A 19876-nucleotide genomic window follows, 5' to 3' on the forward strand; every position below is an offset into this window, starting at 1 on the left:
TACAAATAAAGGCTGCCTTCTCTCTTTTGAGATGGCAGCCTTCACTATTAAATTAGTACTTTGTAAGATATGAGTCAATCTCCCATTGATGTACTTTTGTTCTGTAATCGTCCCATTCAAGCTTCTTTGCTTCTAAGTACTTTTCAAAGATGTGATCTCCAAGTGTCTCTCTCATAAGAGCGCTGTTTTCAAACTCTTTGATTGCCTCTTCTAAGCTTCCTGGCAAGCTTCCAATTCCGCGTTTTGCTCTTTCCTCTTCGCTCATTACGAAGATGTTTTCTTCAACTGGTTCTGGCGGCTCAATCTTGTTCTTAATGCCGTCAAGCCCAGCTGCTAAAACTGCTGCAAATGCAAGGTATGGATTTGCTGAGGGGTCTGGACACCTTAACTCAACTCTTGTTGCCTGACCTCTTTTAGCAGGAACTCTTATGAGCGGGCTTCTGTTCCTTGGTGACCATGCAATGTAAACTGGTGCCTCATACCCTGGCACTAACCTCTTGTATGAGTTTACAAGTGGATTTGTAACAAGCGCAAACTCTCTTGCGTGCTTCATAAGACCACCAATGAAGTAATATGCCTCTTTTGAAAGCTGGAGCTTGTCATTTGGGTCTAAAAATGCATTCTTGCCGTCAGATACCCTTGCAAGAGACATATTTGTATGCATTCCAGAACCATTAATTCCAAATATTGGCTTTGGCATGAATGTTGCATGCAGGCCATGTCTTTGTGCAATTGTCTTTACAACAAGCTTGAATGTCACAACATTGTCAGCTGTATAGAGTGCATCGTCGTATTTAAAGTCAATCTCATGCTGGCCAGGTGCAACCTCATGGTGAGATGCTTCTATCTCAAATCCCATCTCTTCCAAGGTCAATACCATGTCTCTTCTTGCATCCTCACCCAAATCAACAGGTGCTAAATCGAAATATCCGCCCTGGTCATGTGTCTGCAAAGTTGGGTTACCGTTCTCGTCTGTGAGGAACAAGAAAAATTCTATCTCTGGACCAACAAAAAACTTAAATCCCATCTCTTCAGCCTTTTTGAGCATCTTCTTTAACACACCGCGTGGACAGCCAGGGAACGGTGTTCCATCTGGAAGGTAAACGTCGCAAATTAACCTTGCTACTTTGTTTGGTGACGGTCTCCATGGGAAAATTGTGAATGTGTTAAGATCTGGTCTTAAATACATATCAGATTCCTGAATTCTCACAAACCCTTCGATTGACGAACCATCAAACATAATTTCATTGTTCAACACTGCTTCAAGCTGCTCAACAGGGACTGCAACATTCTTTAAAATTCCGAAAATATCCACAAACTGAAGCCTTATAAATTTTACATCCTGCTCCTTGCATATGCGAATGATGTCTTCCTTGGTGTAATTCTTCATTACCAAATTCCCCTCCATTTAAAGATTTTTGATACATAAACAAAAAAGGACAAAGACGCCCACCTTAAACTTCAGGACGCCTTTGTCCTTTCAATTTTATTATATTATATTCTTCGAAAAAATGCAACTACATTTTTTTAATCTTTCACACTTTTTTAAGCCGGCTGTGGCTGAGCATCTTCAAAAACAAGTTTTCTGAACTCTTCGCCTGTGAGCTTTTCTTTTTCTAAAAGCGCATTTGCCACCTTGTGAAGCTTATCAATGTTCGCTTTAAGTATCTCTTCAGCCTTTTTATAGGCTTCTTCAATAATGCTCTTGATCTCCCTGTCTATTTCAGCAGCAACTTCCTCAGAGTAGTTCCTTGCAAGCGCAAGGTCCCTTCCCAAAAACACCTCTTCTTGCTCTGTTCCAAAGGTCATGGGACCAAGCTTATCAGACATTCCATATTTTGTTACCATGTCCCTTGCAATCTTGGTTGCTCTTTTTATATCAGATGCTGCACCTGTTGATACATCTTCCAAAACAAGCTTTTCTGCAACTCTTCCGCCCAGCAAAGTTACAATTTCTCTCATCATATCAGATTTTGATGCATAGAACTTGTCTTCCTTTGGAAGATACATAGTGTATCCACCGGCATACCCTCTTGGTATAATTGAAACCTCATGGACAGGTTCTGAATCAGGAATCATGGTACGAACAATTGCATGACCTGCTTCATGGTATGCTGTAAGTTTCTTTTCTTTTTCAGTGTAAACTCTGCTTCTTTTTTCAGGTCCCATCAACACCTTTGCCACAGCTTCCTGAACCTCTTCCATGTTAATCTGTCTTTTACCTTTCCTTGCTGCCAAAAGGGCAGCCTCATTTAAAAGATTTTCAAGGTCAGCGCCAGTAAACCCAGCTGTAATCTTTGCTATTTGAGATAGGTCAACATCTTCACCAAGAGGCTTGTTTCGTGCATGAACTTTTAAAATCTCCTCTCTTGCCTTTGCGTCTGGAACATTTACAACAATCTGCCTGTCAAATCTGCCAGGTCGCAAAAGTGCAGGGTCCAATATGTCAGGTCTGTTGGTTGCCGCCATTACAATTATCCCTTCGTTTGTTCCAAACCCGTCCATCTCAACAAGAAGCTGATTGAGTGTCTGCTCTCTTTCGTCATGACCACCGCCAAGCCCTGCTCCCCTGTGCCTACCAACTGCGTCTATCTCGTCTATAAACACAACACACGGAGCATTTCTCTTTGCCTGGTCAAATAAATCCCTTACTCTTGCTGCGCCAACACCAACAAACATCTCAACAAAGTCAGAACCGGAAATGCTAAAAAATGGAACTCCTGCCTCGCCTGCAACTGCTTTTGCTAAAAGGGTTTTACCTGTTCCAGGCGGTCCAACAAGCAAAATTCCTTTCGGAATTCTTGCACCAAGTTCAATATACTTTCTTGGGTTTTTGAGAAAATCAATAACCTCTTTGAGCTCTTCTTTTTCTTCATCTGCACCTGCAACGTCTGCAAACGTGACCTTCCTTTTAAGGTCCTGGATTGTCTTTGCACGCGATTTTGTAAACGACATTATCTTGCTGCCGCCGCCCTGGGTCTGCTGCAGCATGAATATCCATACAAAAATCATCAAGCCAGCAAAGATTAGCATTGGCAAAAAGGTCGAAAGCCACCATGGAACCTGCGGAGGTTCTTTTGTCACTATTTGAATCTTCTTTGCCTGGATGGCTGGTTGTATCTGGTCCAAAAACTTGTCTGGAGAAGGTACAAACACATTGTCAAACTTGGTCCCGTCTGCGTACTGACCAGACACATTGTTATAGCTCAGAACAATCCTTGACACTTTACCGTCGTTTATGTCGTTTATAAGCTCTGAATAAATGACTTCTCTTCTTTCGCTTAAATTTGAAAAGAGCTGATTGTACGAAAGCCCTCCACTTAAAATATCTACAAGTAACAAAATCACAAGGGCTATCAGAATATAAATTGTTGCAGTTTTAAATAGGTTCCTCAATTGTAAATAGGCACTCCCTTCAAATATTCTAAGATTAAATTTTATTCTATTCCAAAACGCCTATATAAGGCAGGTTCCTGTAAAGTCCTGCATAATCAAGCCCATAACCAATTACAAACTTGTCTGGTATCTCAAACCCTTTGTAATGTATCTCTACATCCACCTTTCGTCTACTGGGCTTGTCAAGCATGGTACAAATTTTTAAACTCCTTGGTTTTCTTCCCCTCAAATATTCGGTTATATACCTCAACGTCAGACCTGTGTCAACAATGTCCTCCACAAGCAAAACATCCTTGCCTTCTATGCTTGTGTCAAGGTCTTTGAGAATTCTTACAATTCCCGATGAAGATGTTGAGTTTCCATAGCTTGACACTGCCATGAACTCTATCTTAACAGGAATTGTTATCTGTCTGAGTAAATCTGCCATGAAAATGACCCCACCTTTTAAAATACACACCATCAAAAAATCGTCACTATCTTTATAATCTTCAGAAATTTTTTGTCCGAGCTCTTTTACCTTTTGTTTTATCTGCTCCTCGGTGATTAAAATCTCCTTCACTTTGAACGATATATCTTTCACTGTCATCCGTCTCCTTCCATTTTTGTAAATTCAATTTCCAAGAAAGTCCTTGTATCTGGTTTTATTTTGTACTTCTGATTTATGGTAACTATATTTGAATAAATATCAAATATAGCAATCACTTCGCTGTCTTTTGCAAGAAGTAAAATGGAGTCGCGCCATCGTTTGGGAATCTTTTTGTCGATGAACCAATCTTTTAATTTTTTCTTACCCGCTTTAAGATAAATAAAATCACCATCTCTTCTTGTTCTGAGAAAGATCTTATTTTCTGCAATCTGCTGAATATCGATGTATATGCTCTTCTGATTTTCTATTTTGTGAGTAGTTTTAATATTAAACTTGAAATTTTTGTAAAATATTTGATGTTCCTTGTCTAAACAAATTTCAAAACAAAAAGAACTTTCTTCAGCTTTTCTGTAAAATACCAGCGAATCATTTTGCTTCTCAACAACCAGATCTTTATATAACTTTTTCTTGCCAGACGGAAGAGAAAATAGATCTTCAATCTCTTTTAACATATCGTACGAAATTGCGGAGTTAAAATATTCAAGTATCATTTTTATAATTCTTCTTCGTAAAAATGCTGGAAGATTTTTTGTCTTTTCAATATTTAAAACATAGTAAATATCCTCTTTTTGAACACATTCCTGAAAATATTTCTGAGCAAGTTCTTCTATCTGGTCACTCTCTTCTCTTATTATTTCGACTGTTCGAAAAATGGTATTTAACACACTTTCTCCAAATTTTTCTTTTATAAGTGGTAAGATTTCGTTTCTTACTATGTTTCTTTTATATTTGAGACTGAAGTTTGTCTTATCGACAACAAATGGAATGTTATTAACTTTTGCAAACTCTTCAATTTCTTCTCTTGAAACATTTATAAGAGGTCTTGCAATAATATCACGTACAGGCGGCACAGATGCAAGACCTTCCATGCCACTTCCTCTGAACAGATTCAAAAAGAAGGTTTCAACTACATCGTTTTTGTTGTGCCCCAGAAGTATTCTGTCGATATTAAGCTCTTGGGCTATCTCATAAAAAAAACTATATCTTGCGCTTCTTCCTGCTTCCTCTTCAGAAAGCCCTTTTTCTTTTTTTAGTTTTGCAACATCAACTTTTCGTGTAATACATTTAATATTATACCTCTTGCACATCTCAATTACAAATTTCTCATCATCATCTGCCTCTGGTCTTAGCATATGATTAAGGTGTGCAACAGTTATATCCAAGCTGTACTCATCTTTTAGCCTGCAGATGCAATCAAGCAGTACCATTGAGTCAACGCCGCCAGAACATCCTATTAGTACCTTAAAACCTTTTTTTAGCATTCCATATTTCTCTATGTTACTCTTTACCTTCTCCAAAAGCTCCACTTTAAATTCACACCTCAAGGTTAAAAGCTAAAAACTATTATATTGATACGCTTTTCAAAACATCCTCAAACTTCTTTATCTTTGCTTCCTTTTTCCACTTCTCAAGTAAGCTCTGATAATACTCATCCTTCTTCTGACTCTCAATTGTTGACTTTATCTCATCCTTGACCTCGTTGAGAGAGAGCTGTTTTCTATCTGTCACCTTTATAATATGAAACCCGTAACTTGTTTTGACAATGCTGCTTATTTCACCAATATTCAGCGAAAAGGCAGCATCTTCAAATTCTTTGACCATCTGTCCTTTTCTAAAATATCCAAGGTCTCCACCTTTTTGTTTTGTTGTCTCATCTTCAGAATACTTTTGTGCGAGCTTTTCAAAGTTCTGCCCGTCTTTTATCATCTGCAAAATCTCTTCAGCCTTCTTCTTTTTTGTAGCTTCCTCTTTTGAGTCATTTACCTTAAACAAAATATGGCTTGCTTTTACCTCAACAAAGTCTGATTTATGTGAATTATAATAGCTTTCTATCTCAGCATCTGTCGCTTTTTGATTTTTAGTTACCTCATCATACAGCTTTGAAACAATTTGTGATTTTATTACCTGGTCCTTATATTCATTCTCGGTTGCACCAATTGTCTGAAGATACTGCTTGAACTCAGCACCCGATTGAGAGTCTGATTTGTACTGCTGAATTTGCTGGTCAATTGCCTTCTTTTCTGCTGCTGTTAAAGTAATATTTCTCTTTCTTGCCTGCTGAAGCTCAATCTGTCTTATTATAAGACCATTCAAAACATTTTCTTTTATCTGCTGCTCATATGTCTTGTCTCCAACTTTTTGGGATAAAAATGCTTTGTCAAGTCCATAGTAGTTTATCTGAGACCTATAGTTGATGGCAAACTCCTTTTTTGTTATTTTCTCGCCATTTACTATGGCAACTGCTCTGTTTTCATCTACATACCTTACAATCTCAGGTGTTACAGCAATGAGAATTATCAGAAGTACAACTGCTGCAATAGAAAAAAGCACAATTTTAGTTCTTTTATCCATACATCCCTTCTCCTTTGTTAAAAGTATTTTGATAATATTAATATTATAAAACAATAAATGGTCAATTTAAAGCACCCCAATTGTAAAAACTTTTTTAATTTTCTTGTAAATCTTCTAAAATAGCTATCAGGGTATCAAGCCAGTTATTCTCTAAAGTAAGCTGTAAGCAGTCGTCCTTGTTTTGCGAACATGAAAGTCCTTGCTGCAAAAACTTGTTCATTGCTTTTAAAATCATTTCACTGTTAAAAAACTGAAGTTTAAAAAGACATTCTTGAAGCTGCAAAATACTTATTATCCCTGCCTTTTTACACAAACATTTCAAGTACGCAACCTTTATTAAATTGTCAACCTCTTTTGGAACATCTCCAAACCTGTCTATTAGCTCATCATAAATATCGTTTACATCATCTTTTGACTCGATTGACGAAATCTTTTTGTACATATTAATTCTCTCTTTTTCATCGTCAATGTAACTGCTGCTAATAAACGCGCTTACCTTTACATCTATCTGAGGTTCAATCTCAGGCTGTATATTTTCGCCTTTAAGACGCCTTATCTCTTCTGAAAGAAGTCTTATATACATGTCATATCCAACACTGTTTATATGCCCATGCTGAAGTTTTCCAACAATAGACCCAGCACCTCTTATCTCAAGGTCCCTCATGGCAATTTTAAAACCAGACCCAAGTTCTGTAAACTCCTTTATTGCAGCAAGTCTCTTCTGTGCCTGTTCGGACAGCACCTTGTCTTTTCTAAATGTAAAATATGCATATGCAAGCCTTGAAGACCGACCTACCCTTCCTCTTAGCTGATAAAGCTGAGCAAGACCAAGTCTATCGCTGTCTTCCACAATAAGTGTATTGACGTTTGGCATGTCAACCCCAGACTCTATAATTGTTGTACACACAAGCACATCGTACCTGCCCTCAATAAAATCAATCAAGACCTCTTCAAGCTCCTCTTCTTCCATCTGACCATGAGCACACGCAATTTTCACACTATCGCCCACAAGGTTTTGAAGTTTAGCTGCCACTTCTTGTATGTCTTTTACCCTGTTGTAAAGATAAAATACCTGACCTCCTCTTGAAATTTCTTTCAAAATAGCCTCCTTTATTATCCTTTCATTGTACTCAAGCACAAATGTCTGCACAGGGTATCTATCTTCAGGCGGGTCTTCAATCACGCTCAAATCCCTGATTCCCAAAAGTGCCATGTTAAGTGTCCTTGGTATAGGTGTTGCGGTGAGGGTCAGAACATCAACATTTGTTTTTAGCTTTTTTATCTTCTCTTTTGCTTCAACACCAAACTTGTGCTCTTCATCAATAATCAAAAGACCAAGGTCTTTGAACTTAACATCGCTCGAAAGTAGCCTGTGCGTACCAATCACAATGTCAATTGTACCTTCTTTTAACCCTTTTATTATCTTCTTTTGTTGTGTCTCATTTTTTAAACGTGAGAGAACCTCAATTGTTACTGGAAAATCTTTCATTCGTGCAGAAAATGTCATGTAATGCTGCTGCGCAAGAATGGTTGTGGGAACAAGTACTGCCACCTGTTTTGAATCCATCACAGCTTTGAAGGCCGCTCTCATTGCAACCTCAGTCTTGCCATAGCCAACATCGCCGCAAAGTATTCTATCCATCGGCTTTTCACTTTCCATATCCCTCTTAATCTCTTCTATGGCCTGAAGCTGACCTTCTGTCTCTGTATATGGAAACCTCTCTTCAAACTCTTTTTGCCACACAGTATCTTTCGAAAATTTAAAACCTTTGTTGAGCTGTCTTTTTGCATAAAGCTCAACCAAGTCTTTTGCCACAACCTCAAGAGATTTTCTTACCTTTTGTTTCTGCTTTTGCCACTCTTGTGACCCAAGCTTAGATAGTTTTGGCTGTACATCATCAGTTCCAATATACTTTTCAATCACATCTAAGTTTGTGGTTGGAACATATAGGTAAGAAGAGTTAGCATATTCAAGCTTTACATACTCTTTTGTTGTGCCTTCGACAGTAATCTTTTCAAACCCCAAGAATTTGCCAATACCATATGTCCTGTGAACAACAAAATCGCCAGGTTTTAAATCTTCAACAGTATAAAAAGTATCTTTTTTAGATTTTACCCTCTTTTTTGCTTCTGTTTCCTTTTTCTTTTCAAGATGGAAAAATGAAAGGCAAACCCATTTGATATCATGTATTTCAATGCCCTTTTCGGCAGACTTGGCTATTAGATATACTCCCGGTTTTTCTATTTCTGGCTCATCAAGCTCAAAAAACTGTATATTTTCTTTTAAAAGTGCCTCTTCTAAATCCTCAAGGGATGTTCGACTTCCTGTAAAGATGTTTATGGTATAGTTTTTTGACATATAATACTTCAAATCATCAATTAAAACCTCTTTCTGAGCATTGTAGGTGGGAAGTTCTCGAAAGAAGTTGAAAGATATAATCTCTCTCAGTTCAAGCTCTTTAATAGAAGATGCAAATGTTTGAAGAATTATGGTGCTTGAGAACTTTTGCAAAATCTCATTAACAGTAAAATAACAGTCTGCCATCTTCGGAAGCACAAACCCTTTTTCTAAAAGGTCTGAAAACATCTCTTGCATCTCTTGTTCAAAAGCTTTCAAGCTGCTATAGACTTGGTTGTACTCGTCAACAAAGATAAGACATTCACCAAAAATATCAATAACTGAGAAAAATTGTTGGTAGTAATAGGGATACAGTCTTTCAACATTTAGTTGAAGTTCTTCTACAACCTCTCTGAAACTCTCCTCTAAATTTTTTCTGCCATCTTCCTTCAATTTCAATTTCATTTTTTTGTAGTCTTCCTTAACGCGTTTTAAACCTTCTGAAAAGTCCTCTTCCAAATCCCACTCAATTGCCTTGTAAATCTTCACACTATCTATTCTTTCAAAAGACTTCTGAGTTTCAACATCAAAAAGTCTAATTGTGTCTATCGTATCTCCAAAAAACTCAATCCTCACAGGGTACCTACTTGCTACAGGATATATATCAACTATGCCACCCTTTTGTGAAAACTGTCCTTTCTTTTCGACAGTTTTCACTCTTTCATATCCGAATTTTAAAAGCTTTTCTATAAGGATTTCAAGCTGAATGTCAAGACCTTCTGTGAGATGGATATAATCAAACTTTAAATTTGTGTACTTTTCAAAAAGGTTCTGGCTACTTAATATGAGAACATCAAAACCGTCCTCAAAAATCTTCACAAATTGTTCCATTCTGTTAATTTCAGAATCTCTGCTCTTTGCAAAAGATACCACAAAAGGATTTTCTCTCTCTTGTAGACTCACCACACTATTAAAAAGGCTCATAAACCTTCTTTCCCATTCAAGCTTTGCTCTTTGAGTTGTGATAAACAACGCCTTTTTGTTAAACTTTTCACATAGAGATTTGACCACAAGCGCCTTCCCCATCTCACCAAGGCCTGTAACAACAAGAGGAAGGCTCTTTTTTATTACATCTTCTTCAAGCCTTTTGAAACTTTCAAGTTTTTCTAAAACCTTTAACAAAGCCTACACCACCACATCCCCGTTTATATAATTCATTGCCCTATCCATATCACTTTCAAGCAAGATTTTTATACCGTTTGATGCTTTTTCAATTGCTCTGAATATCTTTTCTTTTTCACCATCTTCAAATTCAGACAAAACATATTTTACCATATCATATTTTGGAACACCAATGCCTATTCTGATTCTTGGAAATTCTTCTGTACCAAGGCGCTGTATTATTGATTTTACGCCGTTGTGCCCTCCATCTGACCCTTTTTTCCTCATCTTCACAACTCCAACATCAAAGGCTATGTCATCGTAAATCACAATAAGCTTTTCAGGCTTTATCTTATAAAAGTTTACTGCCTCTATGATACTTTCTCCGCTTGCGTTCATATATGTCATTGGCTTTAAAAGCAAAACCTTTTTACCGGCATATTCAAAGCTGCCAACCAAACCTTTGAACTTTATTTTATCTACCTTTGTATTGAAAAGCTGGGCTAAATAGTCAATCGCCAAAAAACCTGCATTGTGTCTTGTAAATGTATACTTTTCACCAGGATTCCCAAGTCCTGCAATGATATAATCCAATTCCTACTCACTCCTTTTATTTATAAAAACAGGCTGCCTTTTAAAACATTTCAAAAGACAGCCTTTATTTATCTTCTTGATACTAATTTTTATCTGTTTCCTTTTGTGCTTATATATTCATCAAACAATGTGGAAATAGCCACATCCTCGTATATTCTTGTTATTGCTTCAGCAAAAAGGCTTGCAACAGACAACACCTTTATCTTATCAATCCTCTTTTCAGGCGGAAGAGGAATGGTGTTGAGCACAACAAGCTCTTTAATAGGCGACTGTTGTATTCTCTCAACAGCAGGTCCGGATAAAACCGGGTGCGTACAGCACGCGTAAACTTCTTTTGCACCGTAATCCATAAGAGCCTGAGCTGCAGCAACAATAGTACCTGCTGTATCTATCATGTCATCAACCATCAAACATGTCTTGTCTTTCACATCACCAATTATGTTCATAATCTCGGCAACATTTGCTTTGGGTCTTCTTTTGTCAACTATGGCAAGCGGCAGGTCAAGCTTTGTTGCAAAGTTGCGTGCACGTGTCACACTTCCAAGGTCTGGTGATACAACAACAGCATTCTCTAAGTTCACATTTTCCATAAAATATTTTGCTAAAATTGGAACACCAATTAGATGGTCAAGTGGTATATCAAAAAACCCTTGAATTTGAGGTGCATGAAGGTCCATTGTCAGGACCCTATCTGCCCCTGCAGATGTTATCAAATTTGCAACAAGCTTTGCTGTGATTGGGTCGCGTGCTCGTGCTTTTCTGTCCTGTCTTGCATATCCATAGTATGGTATCACAGCTGTAATTCTTCCTGCCGAAGCTCTTTTGAAAGCGTCAATCATGATTAATAGTTCCATCAGATTTTCATTTACAGGATGACAGGTTGACTGGACTACAAAAACATCTGCACCGCGCACAGTTTCGTTTATTCTAACTGATATCTCCCCGTCTGAAAACCTGCCAATCTCTGCATCACCAAGTTTCTTGCCCAGGTGACTGGCTATCTCTTCTGCAAGCTCCTTGTTTGAATTACCAGTAAATATTTTTATCTCTTTACCATGTGTTATCACTTTTTTTACCCCCAGCACAAAAGTTAGTTTTTTCGATTGCTTTACCCACGCAACCTATATTATAACACAAAAAATTTAATTAATTTATTCTGAAAATATCTACAAAATTTATTCGTTTTATTATTTTTCATCTGTGTTTTCATACATCTTCTTGCGTCTGAGCACCCAGCCTTCTTTTATAGTCTGCTTTTCACGGGCAATCGCAAGAGCATCTGCAGGAACATCATCTGTGATTGTAGAACCTGCCGCAACATAGGCATTCTTCCCTATTTTAACCGGTGCAACAAGGTTTGAGTTGCAGCCAATAAACGCATTATCTTCAACAACCGTTCTGTGCTTTTTATACCCATCGTAGTTTACAAATATGGTCCCGCAGCCCAAATTCACATTTTCGCCTATGTCAGCATCTCCAATGTATGTAAGATGAGCTGACTTTGTGTTTCTGCCCACCTTTGAGTTTTTCACCTCAACAAAGTTGCCAATCTTGACTCCTTCTTCCAAGATGCTGTTTGGACGCAAGTGCGCATAAGGTCCAACCTTTACATTGTCTTTTATCTCAGACTCCTCAATCACCGAAAACCACACATGGCACTTGTTACCTATTTTTGAATTTACAATGTATGAGTTTGGGCCAATTATGCACTCTTCCCCTATTGTAGTGTTGCCAAGTATGAATGTGCCGGGATATATCACTGTGTCTTTGCCTATCTGCACATCTGGATGAATATAGACAGAATACATATCTATCATTTGAACACCTTCTGCAAGGTGCTTTTTATTTATTCTTATTTTAAGCTCCTGCTCAGCCAAAAATAATTCATACCTTGAGTTAATGCCCATGACCTCAAAATTATCATCACATGCAATTTTTACCACCTTCTTGCCTTCTCTATTCAGTATCTCTATACTGTCTGTAAGATAATACTCTTGCTGGCTGTTGTTATTGTCTATCTTTGTTAAAACACTTGCAAGTGCATTTCTTTCAAAGCAATAAAATCCTGGATTTATTTCTTTTATTCGCCTTTGCTCATCTGTTGCATCTTTTTCCTCAACAATCTTTAAAACATTACCATTCTCATCAGAAATTATTCTCCCATACCCATACGGATTTTCAAAGACGGCTGTTAAAAGACAGAGCGATGCTCCTTCCTTTTTTCTTTTTTCAGAAATTCTTTTTAGTGTATCAGCTTTAATAAAAGGTGCATCTGCGTAAAGCACAAACACATCTTCTGCTTCTTTTGATACCATGTCCATTGTACACATCACTGCGTGGGCAGTTCCAAGCTGTTTTTCTTGATGAGCAAATTTCACATTCCTACCTTCTAAAACTCTGTAGACATCCTCTTTTTTATTACCTACAACAACTATTATCTGGCTATCTTCAAAGTTTTTCTCAATCTCGTCAATTAGATAAAGTATCATTGGCTTCCCCATTATCTTTTGTACAACCTTGGAATACTTTGATTTCATTCTCTTGCCTTCACCAGCAGCAAGTACAATAAACGTTTGCCTTTTCATTTCAAATCACCTTCACCATTTTCTTCAAACTTTACAACTTCTATTCCTGCTTCTTTAAATATCTGCTGGCTCATCTCATCTGGATACGAACCTTTGTATATGACCTTCTTTATCCCTGCGTTTACTATCATCTTTGCACATATCACACAAGGATATGTTGTTGTGTAAATTACACTTCCGTCTATTACAACACCCATTTTTGCCGCCTGGATTATGGCGTTTTGTTCTGCATGAAGTCCTCTGCAAAGCTCATGTCTCTGCCCTGAAGGGACATTAAGCTTTTCTCTCAAGCACCCAACCTCTTCACAGTGAGGAAGGCCTGTCGGTGCTCCATTGTACCCTGTTGCAAGAATCCTTTTGTCTTTTACAATCAAAGCTCCAACCTTCCTTCTGAGGCAAGTGGAGCGCTCTTTTACTATATCCACAATCTGCATAAAATATTCATCCCATGTAGGTCTCATCTCAAAAATCCTCCATCCAGCTTCTTTAAACTTGCGTTTGTAACTTATTCAATGCTACTTTGTACCAAACAGTCTGTCACCGGCATCACCAAGCCCGGGAACAATATAGCCGTGGTCATTTAGCTTCTCATCCACTGCTGCACAGTAAATCTCAACGTCCGGATGATCCTGAGTTAACCTTTCAATCCCTTCTGGTGCTGCAATGAGGCACATGAGTTTCAAGCTCTGAGGATTGTATCTTTTTATATAGTCAAATGCAGCAGAGGCAGACCCACCTGTTGCAAGCATCGGGTCAAGCACAATTATGTCTCTTTCGTGGACATCCTGTGGAAGTTTGCAGTAATACTCAACAGGCTTTAAAGTCTCAGGGTCTCTGTAAAGGCCAATATGCCCCACCTTTGCAGCAGGAATTAACTTTAAAAGTCCATCTACCATGCCAAGCCCGGCACGCAGAATAGGCACAATTGCAAGTTTTCTCCCAGAGATTACTTTGCACTTTGCAACTCCAACAGGTGTTTCAATTTCAACCTCTTTTAAAGGCAGATTTCTTGTAACCTCATATGCCATGAGCATCGCTATCTCTTCAACAAGTTCTCTGAATTCTTTTACTCCTGTGTTTTTGTCACGAATTAAGGTCAGCTTGTGCTGAATTAAAGGATGATCAAATACGTATACATTTTTCTTGTACTCTACCATACTCTTTACTCCTTTCTGAAAATTTGTGAGGATTTTTTCTATCTCTGCTCATCTTCTATCAGATGTATCTTATCAACTCTTCTCTGATGCCTTCCACCTTCAAAGTTTGATGCCAAAAAGGCATCTATAATCTCACATGCAAGTCCTTCACCAATAACCCGTGCACCCATTGCAAGGATGTTAGCGTTGTTGTGAGCCCGTGCAGCCTTGGCAGAAAATGTGTCATGACAAAGCGCAGCTCTAATTCCCCTTACTTTGTTCGCAGCAATAGAGATTCCAATGCCTGTCCCGCAGATGAGTATGCCAAATGTAAACTCTCCGCTTTTTACTGCCAGCGCCACATCTTTTGCAATGTCCGGGTAGTCGCAAGACTCTTGAGAGTACGTCCCAAAGTCCTTGTACTCAACCCCCTTTTTCTCAAGATGTTTCTTGACCGCCTCTTTCAAAGGAAATCCTGCATGGTCAGAACCTATTGCAATCTTCACTTTTAAATTCTCCCCTTTCAAAAATGTATTTATAGTAAAGAGCAAAGTGATGGACTGTACCTGTTTGCAATTTCAAGAGAAAAATTATAACTTTCAAATACACCATGCTGCTTTAAAATTGAACTTACCGTCAAAAGCGCAACATCCGGGTGATTATTTTCTTCGCTAAGATGTCCTAAATAAATTCTTTTTGTTCGAGCAAGATTTAATTTCAATATCATCTTGGCTGCCTGCTCATTTGAAAGATGGCCTTTGTCACCTTTTATTCTCTGTTTAAGGTGATATGGGTAAGGTCCGAACATCAGCATCTCAACGTCGTGGTTTGACTCAAGCAAAATAATATCTGAAAAATCTATCATTGCTGCAACGCTGTCACTTACATGTCCAACATCTGTGCAAATTGAAACTTTTTTGTCTTTGACATAAAAGCAAAACCCCATCGGGTCAGATGCATCGTGAGGTATTGAAAATGTATCAATTCCAATGCTTCCCACCGAAAAGCTTGTCCCTGTCTCAATTAATTTTACATAGCTTTCGTCTACTTTGCCAAGAGAGCTTTTTATACTTTCCCATGTTTTGTAATTTGTTATAATGGGAACATTGAGCTTTCTAAAGTAAATGCCTGCACATTTAACATGGTCAGAGTGGTCATGAGAAAGTAAAATTGCATCAATCTTTTTGTTAAACCCAATTTTTTCTAGCGCCTGTGCAAGTTTTTTAAAGCTCACACCAGCATCAACTATGATCGAGGTATCTTTGTATGAAATTAAAATGCTATTTCCGCTGCTTCCACTGTACAGCGGGCAGAAAAGCATTTCATCTGACATTATTATCTTTCCCCTTTAGTCTTATCTTCTTGAAACCTTTGCACCAAGCTTTGAAAGCTTTGAATCTATGTTTTCATAACCTCTATCAACATTTTTGGCATTGTAAATCACACTTTTTCCTTTAGCTGCAAGCCCTGCAACAATTAAAGCAGCACCTGCCCGAAGGTCAACAGCCACAACCTCAGCCCCCTGAAGGCTCTCAACACCTTCAACAACAGCAACTCTTCCCTCAACCTTAATGTTTGCCCCCATTTTTTTGAGCTCATCAACATACTGGTATCTATTTTCCCACACACCCTCTGTCACAACGCTTGTACCGCTACAAAGACTCAACAGCACTGTCATCTGAGGCTGAAGGTCTGTGGGAAAACCTGGGTATGGCATTGTCTTTATGCTTGAACTTCTAAGCCTACTTTTGCAAATGACCTCGATGCTGTCTTCATAAGTTATAACCTCTGCACCCATCTCAACAAGCTTTGCTGTCAGCGACTCTAAATGCTTAGGAATTACATTTTTTACAATTACATGTCCTTTTGTTGCGCATGCAGCAATCATATATGTCCCTGCTTCTATCTGGTCAGGAATGATAGCATACTTTGTTGGATAAAGCTTATCGACTCCTTCAATCCTGATAACGTCAGTACCCGCACCTTTGATTTTGGCGCCCATGCTGTTTAGAAAATTTGCAGTGTCAACAACGTGCGGTTCTTTTGCTGCATTTTCTATTATTGTTATGCCTTTTGCCTTGACAGCGGCAAGCATAAGATTGATTGTTGCACCAACAGACACAACATCCAAATATATCTTTGTGCCAACAAGCCTGTCTGCATATGCCTTTATCATACCATTTTCTATTCTAACATCTGCGCCAAGCGCCCTAAAACCTTTTATGTGCTGGTCAATTGGTCTTGAACCAAAATTACACCCCCCTGGCATGGCAACCTCCGCCCTGCCAAACCGGGTAAGAAGTGCTCCAATGAGGTAATATGAAGCTCTTATCTTCTTGACACTTTCATATGGTGCTATGTAACTGTGCAAGTTCCTCGCATCTATTTTAAGAGAATGATTGTCATATTCTATCTTTGCTCCAAGCTTGAGCAAAATGTCATCCATTGCAAACACATCTTCAATTAAAGGAAGGTTTTCTATAACGCTTTCCCCGTCAGCCATTAAAGCTGCGGGAATTACAGCAACTGCAGCATTCTTTGCACCGTTTATTACAACCTCACCTTCTAACGGGTAGCCACCTTCTATCACAAGTTTTTCATAAGCTTCTTTCAACTCTTGCACCCTCTCTTTTCAAAAAGCTTTTATTTATTTTCCCATTCTTTTATATTATATTCTTTCTTGCGAAATCTGAAAAGAAGAATATTCTTTTCATCAAGCCAATTGAAAATATCAGCGGAAATGAAAAAGTAGTGTGATTTTCTAAAAAATGATATAATAAGAATAAGCCAAGAAATTATAGCCGAAGGGGAAACAAAAGATGAAAATCGGAGTTGTTCAAATGAAGATCTCAGATAAGATTGAAAATAATCTTCTCAAAATTGCAAATTTTTTAGAACAAGCAAAGGTCGAAGAGGTAGACTTAGTCTGCTTTCCTGAGATGGCACTGACTGGCTATAATATCCAGCTTCTAAAATCAATAGATTTAAATGATGTAATTTTGCCTGCTCTTGATAAAATCTCTCAACTTGCAAGCAAATATTCAGTTTGTTGTATAATTGGTCATCCGTACCGCGAAGGGGAAGAGTTAAAAAACCGTGCATCGGTAATATTCCCTGATGGCAGATGCGAAAAATATGACAAGCTTCATCCAACTGAGCTTGAAAAGAAAATATTTTCTGAGGGAAAAGGTACTCTTGTTTTTGAATACAAACACAAGCGTTTTGGCATAGCCATCTGCAGAGACCAGAATTTTTATAATATATTCAAAGAATACAAAGATAGGGGATGCGACGGTGTATTTATTTTAGCTGCACACTATTACAGTCCGAAAGAAGCAAGGTGGAAGATAGATAAAAATAGAAGTATTCCTATTACAAGAGCTGTTGAAAATGGATATTATGTGTTTTTGGCAAACGCAACAGGTGCCCATCTTAACATGATAAGCCTTGGTCATAGCCTGATTGTAGATGGAAGCGGATGTATTGTATGTGAGGCTGATGAGGCAGGGGAATATCTTTTGACTGCAGAAATCTAAGTCCTATATCTCAACCAAAATAACATCTTCACCAATCTTTTTTATCTTATCCCATGGAATCACATAATCTTTTTCTTTTGAGAAGATGTTGCCCACAGAAAATGGTGCCGGGACAACTATTGCATCTACTTTTCCAGTTTTGACATCAACCTCTAAATCACAAACCTTGCCAAGCTTTTTACCATCAGAGATGTTTATTACATCCTTTTCTCTCAAATCTGAAGACTTATACATTTTCTTTTTACCACTTTTCAAGCATTGTTGTCTTTTATTATTATATGCAAAAGTTTTCTTCATGTGAAAATTTCACATGAACAAAAAGCCGCAGGTACATTCTATATTTGCCTGCGGCTCTATTAGCATAAGTAAGTATATTCAAATCTCAGTTATGATTGGAATTATCATTGGGTTTCTTCTTGTCTTTTCAAACAAGAAATTTCTCAAATTATCTTTTAAAATTACCTTTATTGCGTTAGGCTCAGTAATATCGTTTTTATTGCAAAAATAAAGAACATCCTTTATAACTCTTTTTGCCTCTTCAATTAAAGGCTCAGATTCTCTTATATATATAAAACCTCTTGTGATTATATCAGGACCTGAGATGACATCTCTTGTTGCTGAATCAATTGTGAGCACAACAATAAAAAGTCCGTCCTGAGCAAGATGACGCCTGTCACGCAGAACAACGTTCCCCACATCTCCAACTCCAAGCCCGTCAACAAGAACATTGCCTGCCTGCACCATTCCAACAACCTTTGCACCGTCTTTTGTAATCTCCAGGACCTTCCCATTTTCCAGCACAAACACATTTTTCTCCCCAAGCTCCATTGCAAGCTTTGCATGGTGTATCAAGTGTTTGAACTCACCATGCACGGGAATACTGTATTTTGGTCTTGTAAGATTGTGTATAAGTTTTATCTCTTCCTGGCAGGCATGACCTGACACATGAATGTCATCAATGTCTTCATATATCACCTGCGCACCTTGTTTAAACAGGTCGTTTATCACCCTGTTTACAAACTTTTCATTTCCAGGAATTGGTGCTGCCGAGATTATAACAACATCGCCGGGTATAATCCCCACCTTTTTGTGCTCGGCAGACGCCATTCGTGAAAGGGCAGACATGGGCTCGCCCTGACTTCCTGTTGTGATAAGGACAATCTTGTTTGGGGGATAGTTGTCAAGCTCATCAACGTCAATCAGCATCCCATCTGGCATCTTCAGATACCCAAGTTCAAGCGCTTTGTTCACAACATTTACCATGCTTCTTCCCAAGACGCAAATCTTTCTTCCTTGCTTTTCAGCTGAGTTTATGACCTGCTGTACTCTGTGAATGTGCGAAGAAAATGTTGCAACAATAACTCTTCCCTGAGCCTGGGAAAATATCCTGTCAAACGTCGCACCAACAGTCTTTTCAGACAATGTAAAACCAGGCCTCTCTGCGTTTGTTGAGTCGCACAAAAGTGCAAGAACTCCCTGTTTGCCAAGTTCTGCAAATCTTATTAGGTCAATTGGTTCACCTTCAATGGGTGTGAAGTCCACTTTGAAATCGCCTGTGTGGACAATGGGACCAAGTGGTGTGTGTATAGCAACAGCAACAGAGTCAGCTATCGAATGTGTTGTTCTGATAAACTCAATGCGCATATTGTTAAAACTAATTACATCCCCTGCCCTGACAGTGAACAGTTTTACAGAGTTCAAATCTATACCAAATTCCATAAGCTTTATCTCAACAAGCCCCAGGGTAAGTTTTGTGCCATAAATTGGAATATTTAAATCACGCAGTACATACGGTATAGCTCCAATATGGTCTTCATGACCGTGTGTGAGAATCAAAGCTCTTACCTTTTCCTTATTCTTGATAAGATATGATATGTCAGGTATTACAAGGTCAACGCCAAGCATCTCATCTTCTGGGAATGCAAGACCACAGTCAATGACAACTATCTCGTCGTTTACTTCAACAACAAGCATGTTCTTTCCAATTTCGTTAAGCCCACCAAGTGGTATGATTCTAATTCGATGCTCTTGCTTTTTCTTCATAAAGAATTCCTCCAAAAAAATCAAATATAAAAAGACATTTTAAAAAAGCCCTTACGAAAATGGCTTTCGCAAGAGCTTTTTTGAAGAAT

General features: G+C 38.3%; 17 protein-coding genes. 1 reads left to right on the forward strand and 16 read right to left on the reverse strand.

Annotated features, from left to right (window positions below):
• Positions 1 to 52: 52 nt before the first annotated feature.
• The 14 genes from glnA to CALHY_RS10265 form a co-directional block, all read right to left on the reverse strand.
• The gene (gene glnA / locus CALHY_RS10200) at positions 53 to 1390 is read right to left on the reverse strand and encodes a type I glutamate--ammonia ligase (RefSeq protein ID WP_013403872.1); all 1338 of its coding nucleotides are present in this window, start codon (positions 1388 to 1390) and stop codon (positions 53 to 55) included.
• 155 nt (positions 1391 to 1545) lie between these two features.
• Positions 1546 to 3396 carry an ATP-dependent zinc metalloprotease FtsH gene (gene ftsH, locus CALHY_RS10205; protein ID WP_013403873.1) on the reverse strand — a complete coding sequence of 617 codons (1851 nt, stop codon included), beginning with the start codon at positions 3394 to 3396 and terminating at the stop codon, positions 1546 to 1548.
• 46 nt (positions 3397 to 3442) lie between these two features.
• Entirely contained in the window at positions 3443 to 3982 is a 540-nt protein-coding gene (hpt, locus tag CALHY_RS10210) for a hypoxanthine phosphoribosyltransferase (protein WP_041723186.1), read from the reverse strand.
• Positions 3979 to 5349, reverse strand: coding sequence for a tRNA lysidine(34) synthetase TilS (gene tilS, locus CALHY_RS10215; RefSeq protein ID WP_013403875.1), 1371 nt, complete (start codon positions 5347 to 5349; stop codon positions 3979 to 3981). Before tilS ends, hpt begins: the two co-directional genes overlap by 4 nt.
• 37 nt (positions 5350 to 5386) lie before the next feature.
• Positions 5387 to 6394, reverse strand: coding sequence for a peptidylprolyl isomerase (locus CALHY_RS10220; protein WP_013403876.1), 1008 nt, complete (start codon positions 6392 to 6394; stop codon positions 5387 to 5389).
• A gap of 94 nt (positions 6395 to 6488) precedes the next feature.
• Complete coding sequence (gene mfd, locus CALHY_RS10225; RefSeq protein WP_013403877.1) at positions 6489 to 9914, reverse strand: transcription-repair coupling factor; 3426 nt, start codon at positions 9912 to 9914, stop codon at positions 6489 to 6491.
• Between the two features lie 3 nt (positions 9915 to 9917).
• A complete protein-coding gene (pth, locus tag CALHY_RS10230; protein WP_013403878.1) occupies positions 9918 to 10487 on the reverse strand; it encodes an aminoacyl-tRNA hydrolase in 570 nt (189 codons plus the stop codon).
• Between the two features lie 89 nt (positions 10488 to 10576).
• Complete coding sequence (locus CALHY_RS10235) at positions 10577 to 11554, reverse strand: ribose-phosphate diphosphokinase (protein ID WP_013403879.1); 978 nt, start codon at positions 11552 to 11554, stop codon at positions 10577 to 10579.
• 120 nt (positions 11555 to 11674) lie between these two features.
• A complete protein-coding gene (gene glmU / locus CALHY_RS10240; protein ID WP_013403880.1) occupies positions 11675 to 13072 on the reverse strand; it encodes a bifunctional UDP-N-acetylglucosamine diphosphorylase/glucosamine-1-phosphate N-acetyltransferase GlmU in 1398 nt (465 codons plus the stop codon).
• Positions 13069 to 13533, reverse strand: coding sequence for a deoxycytidylate deaminase (locus CALHY_RS10245; RefSeq protein ID WP_013403881.1), 465 nt, complete (start codon positions 13531 to 13533; stop codon positions 13069 to 13071). Before CALHY_RS10245 ends, glmU begins: the two co-directional genes overlap by 4 nt.
• A gap of 54 nt (positions 13534 to 13587) precedes the next feature.
• Positions 13588 to 14229, reverse strand: a complete 642-nt coding sequence (gene upp, locus CALHY_RS10250; RefSeq protein WP_013403882.1) for a uracil phosphoribosyltransferase — start codon at positions 14227 to 14229, stop codon at positions 13588 to 13590.
• Between the two features lie 38 nt (positions 14230 to 14267).
• The gene (gene rpiB, locus CALHY_RS10255) at positions 14268 to 14714 is read right to left on the reverse strand and encodes a ribose 5-phosphate isomerase B (RefSeq protein ID WP_013403883.1); all 447 of its coding nucleotides are present in this window, start codon (positions 14712 to 14714) and stop codon (positions 14268 to 14270) included.
• 29 nt (positions 14715 to 14743) lie between these two features.
• Positions 14744 to 15541 (reverse strand): MBL fold metallo-hydrolase, encoded by a 798-nt coding sequence (locus CALHY_RS10260; protein WP_013403884.1) that lies wholly within the window; start codon positions 15539 to 15541, stop codon positions 14744 to 14746.
• Positions 15542 to 15562: 21 nt separating this feature from the next.
• Complete coding sequence (locus tag CALHY_RS10265) at positions 15563 to 16822, reverse strand: UDP-N-acetylglucosamine 1-carboxyvinyltransferase (protein WP_013403885.1); 1260 nt, start codon at positions 16820 to 16822, stop codon at positions 15563 to 15565.
• Between the two features lie 205 nt (positions 16823 to 17027).
• Here CALHY_RS10265 and CALHY_RS10270 point away from each other — a divergent pair, with 205 nt between their 5' ends.
• Entirely contained in the window at positions 17028 to 17744 is a 717-nt protein-coding gene (locus CALHY_RS10270) for a carbon-nitrogen hydrolase family protein (RefSeq protein WP_041723189.1), read from the forward strand.
• A 3-nt stretch (positions 17745 to 17747) separates the two neighbouring features.
• Here the strand turns inward: CALHY_RS10270 and CALHY_RS10275 are convergent, their stop codons facing one another.
• Positions 17748 to 17978: a YlmC/YmxH family sporulation protein gene (locus tag CALHY_RS10275; RefSeq protein WP_013289907.1), complete on the reverse strand. Its 231-nt coding sequence runs from the start codon at positions 17976 to 17978 to the stop codon at positions 17748 to 17750.
• A gap of 141 nt (positions 17979 to 18119) precedes the next feature.
• On the reverse strand, positions 18120 to 19787 hold the full coding sequence (locus CALHY_RS10280; protein ID WP_013403887.1) for a ribonuclease J: 1668 nt from the start codon (positions 19785 to 19787) through the stop codon (positions 18120 to 18122).
• Positions 19788 to 19876: the final 89 nt, after the last annotated feature.

The organism is Caldicellulosiruptor hydrothermalis 108, assembly GCF_000166355.1.
Taxonomy (GTDB): Bacteria; Bacillota; Thermoanaerobacteria; order Caldicellulosiruptorales; family Caldicellulosiruptoraceae; genus Caldicellulosiruptor; species Caldicellulosiruptor hydrothermalis.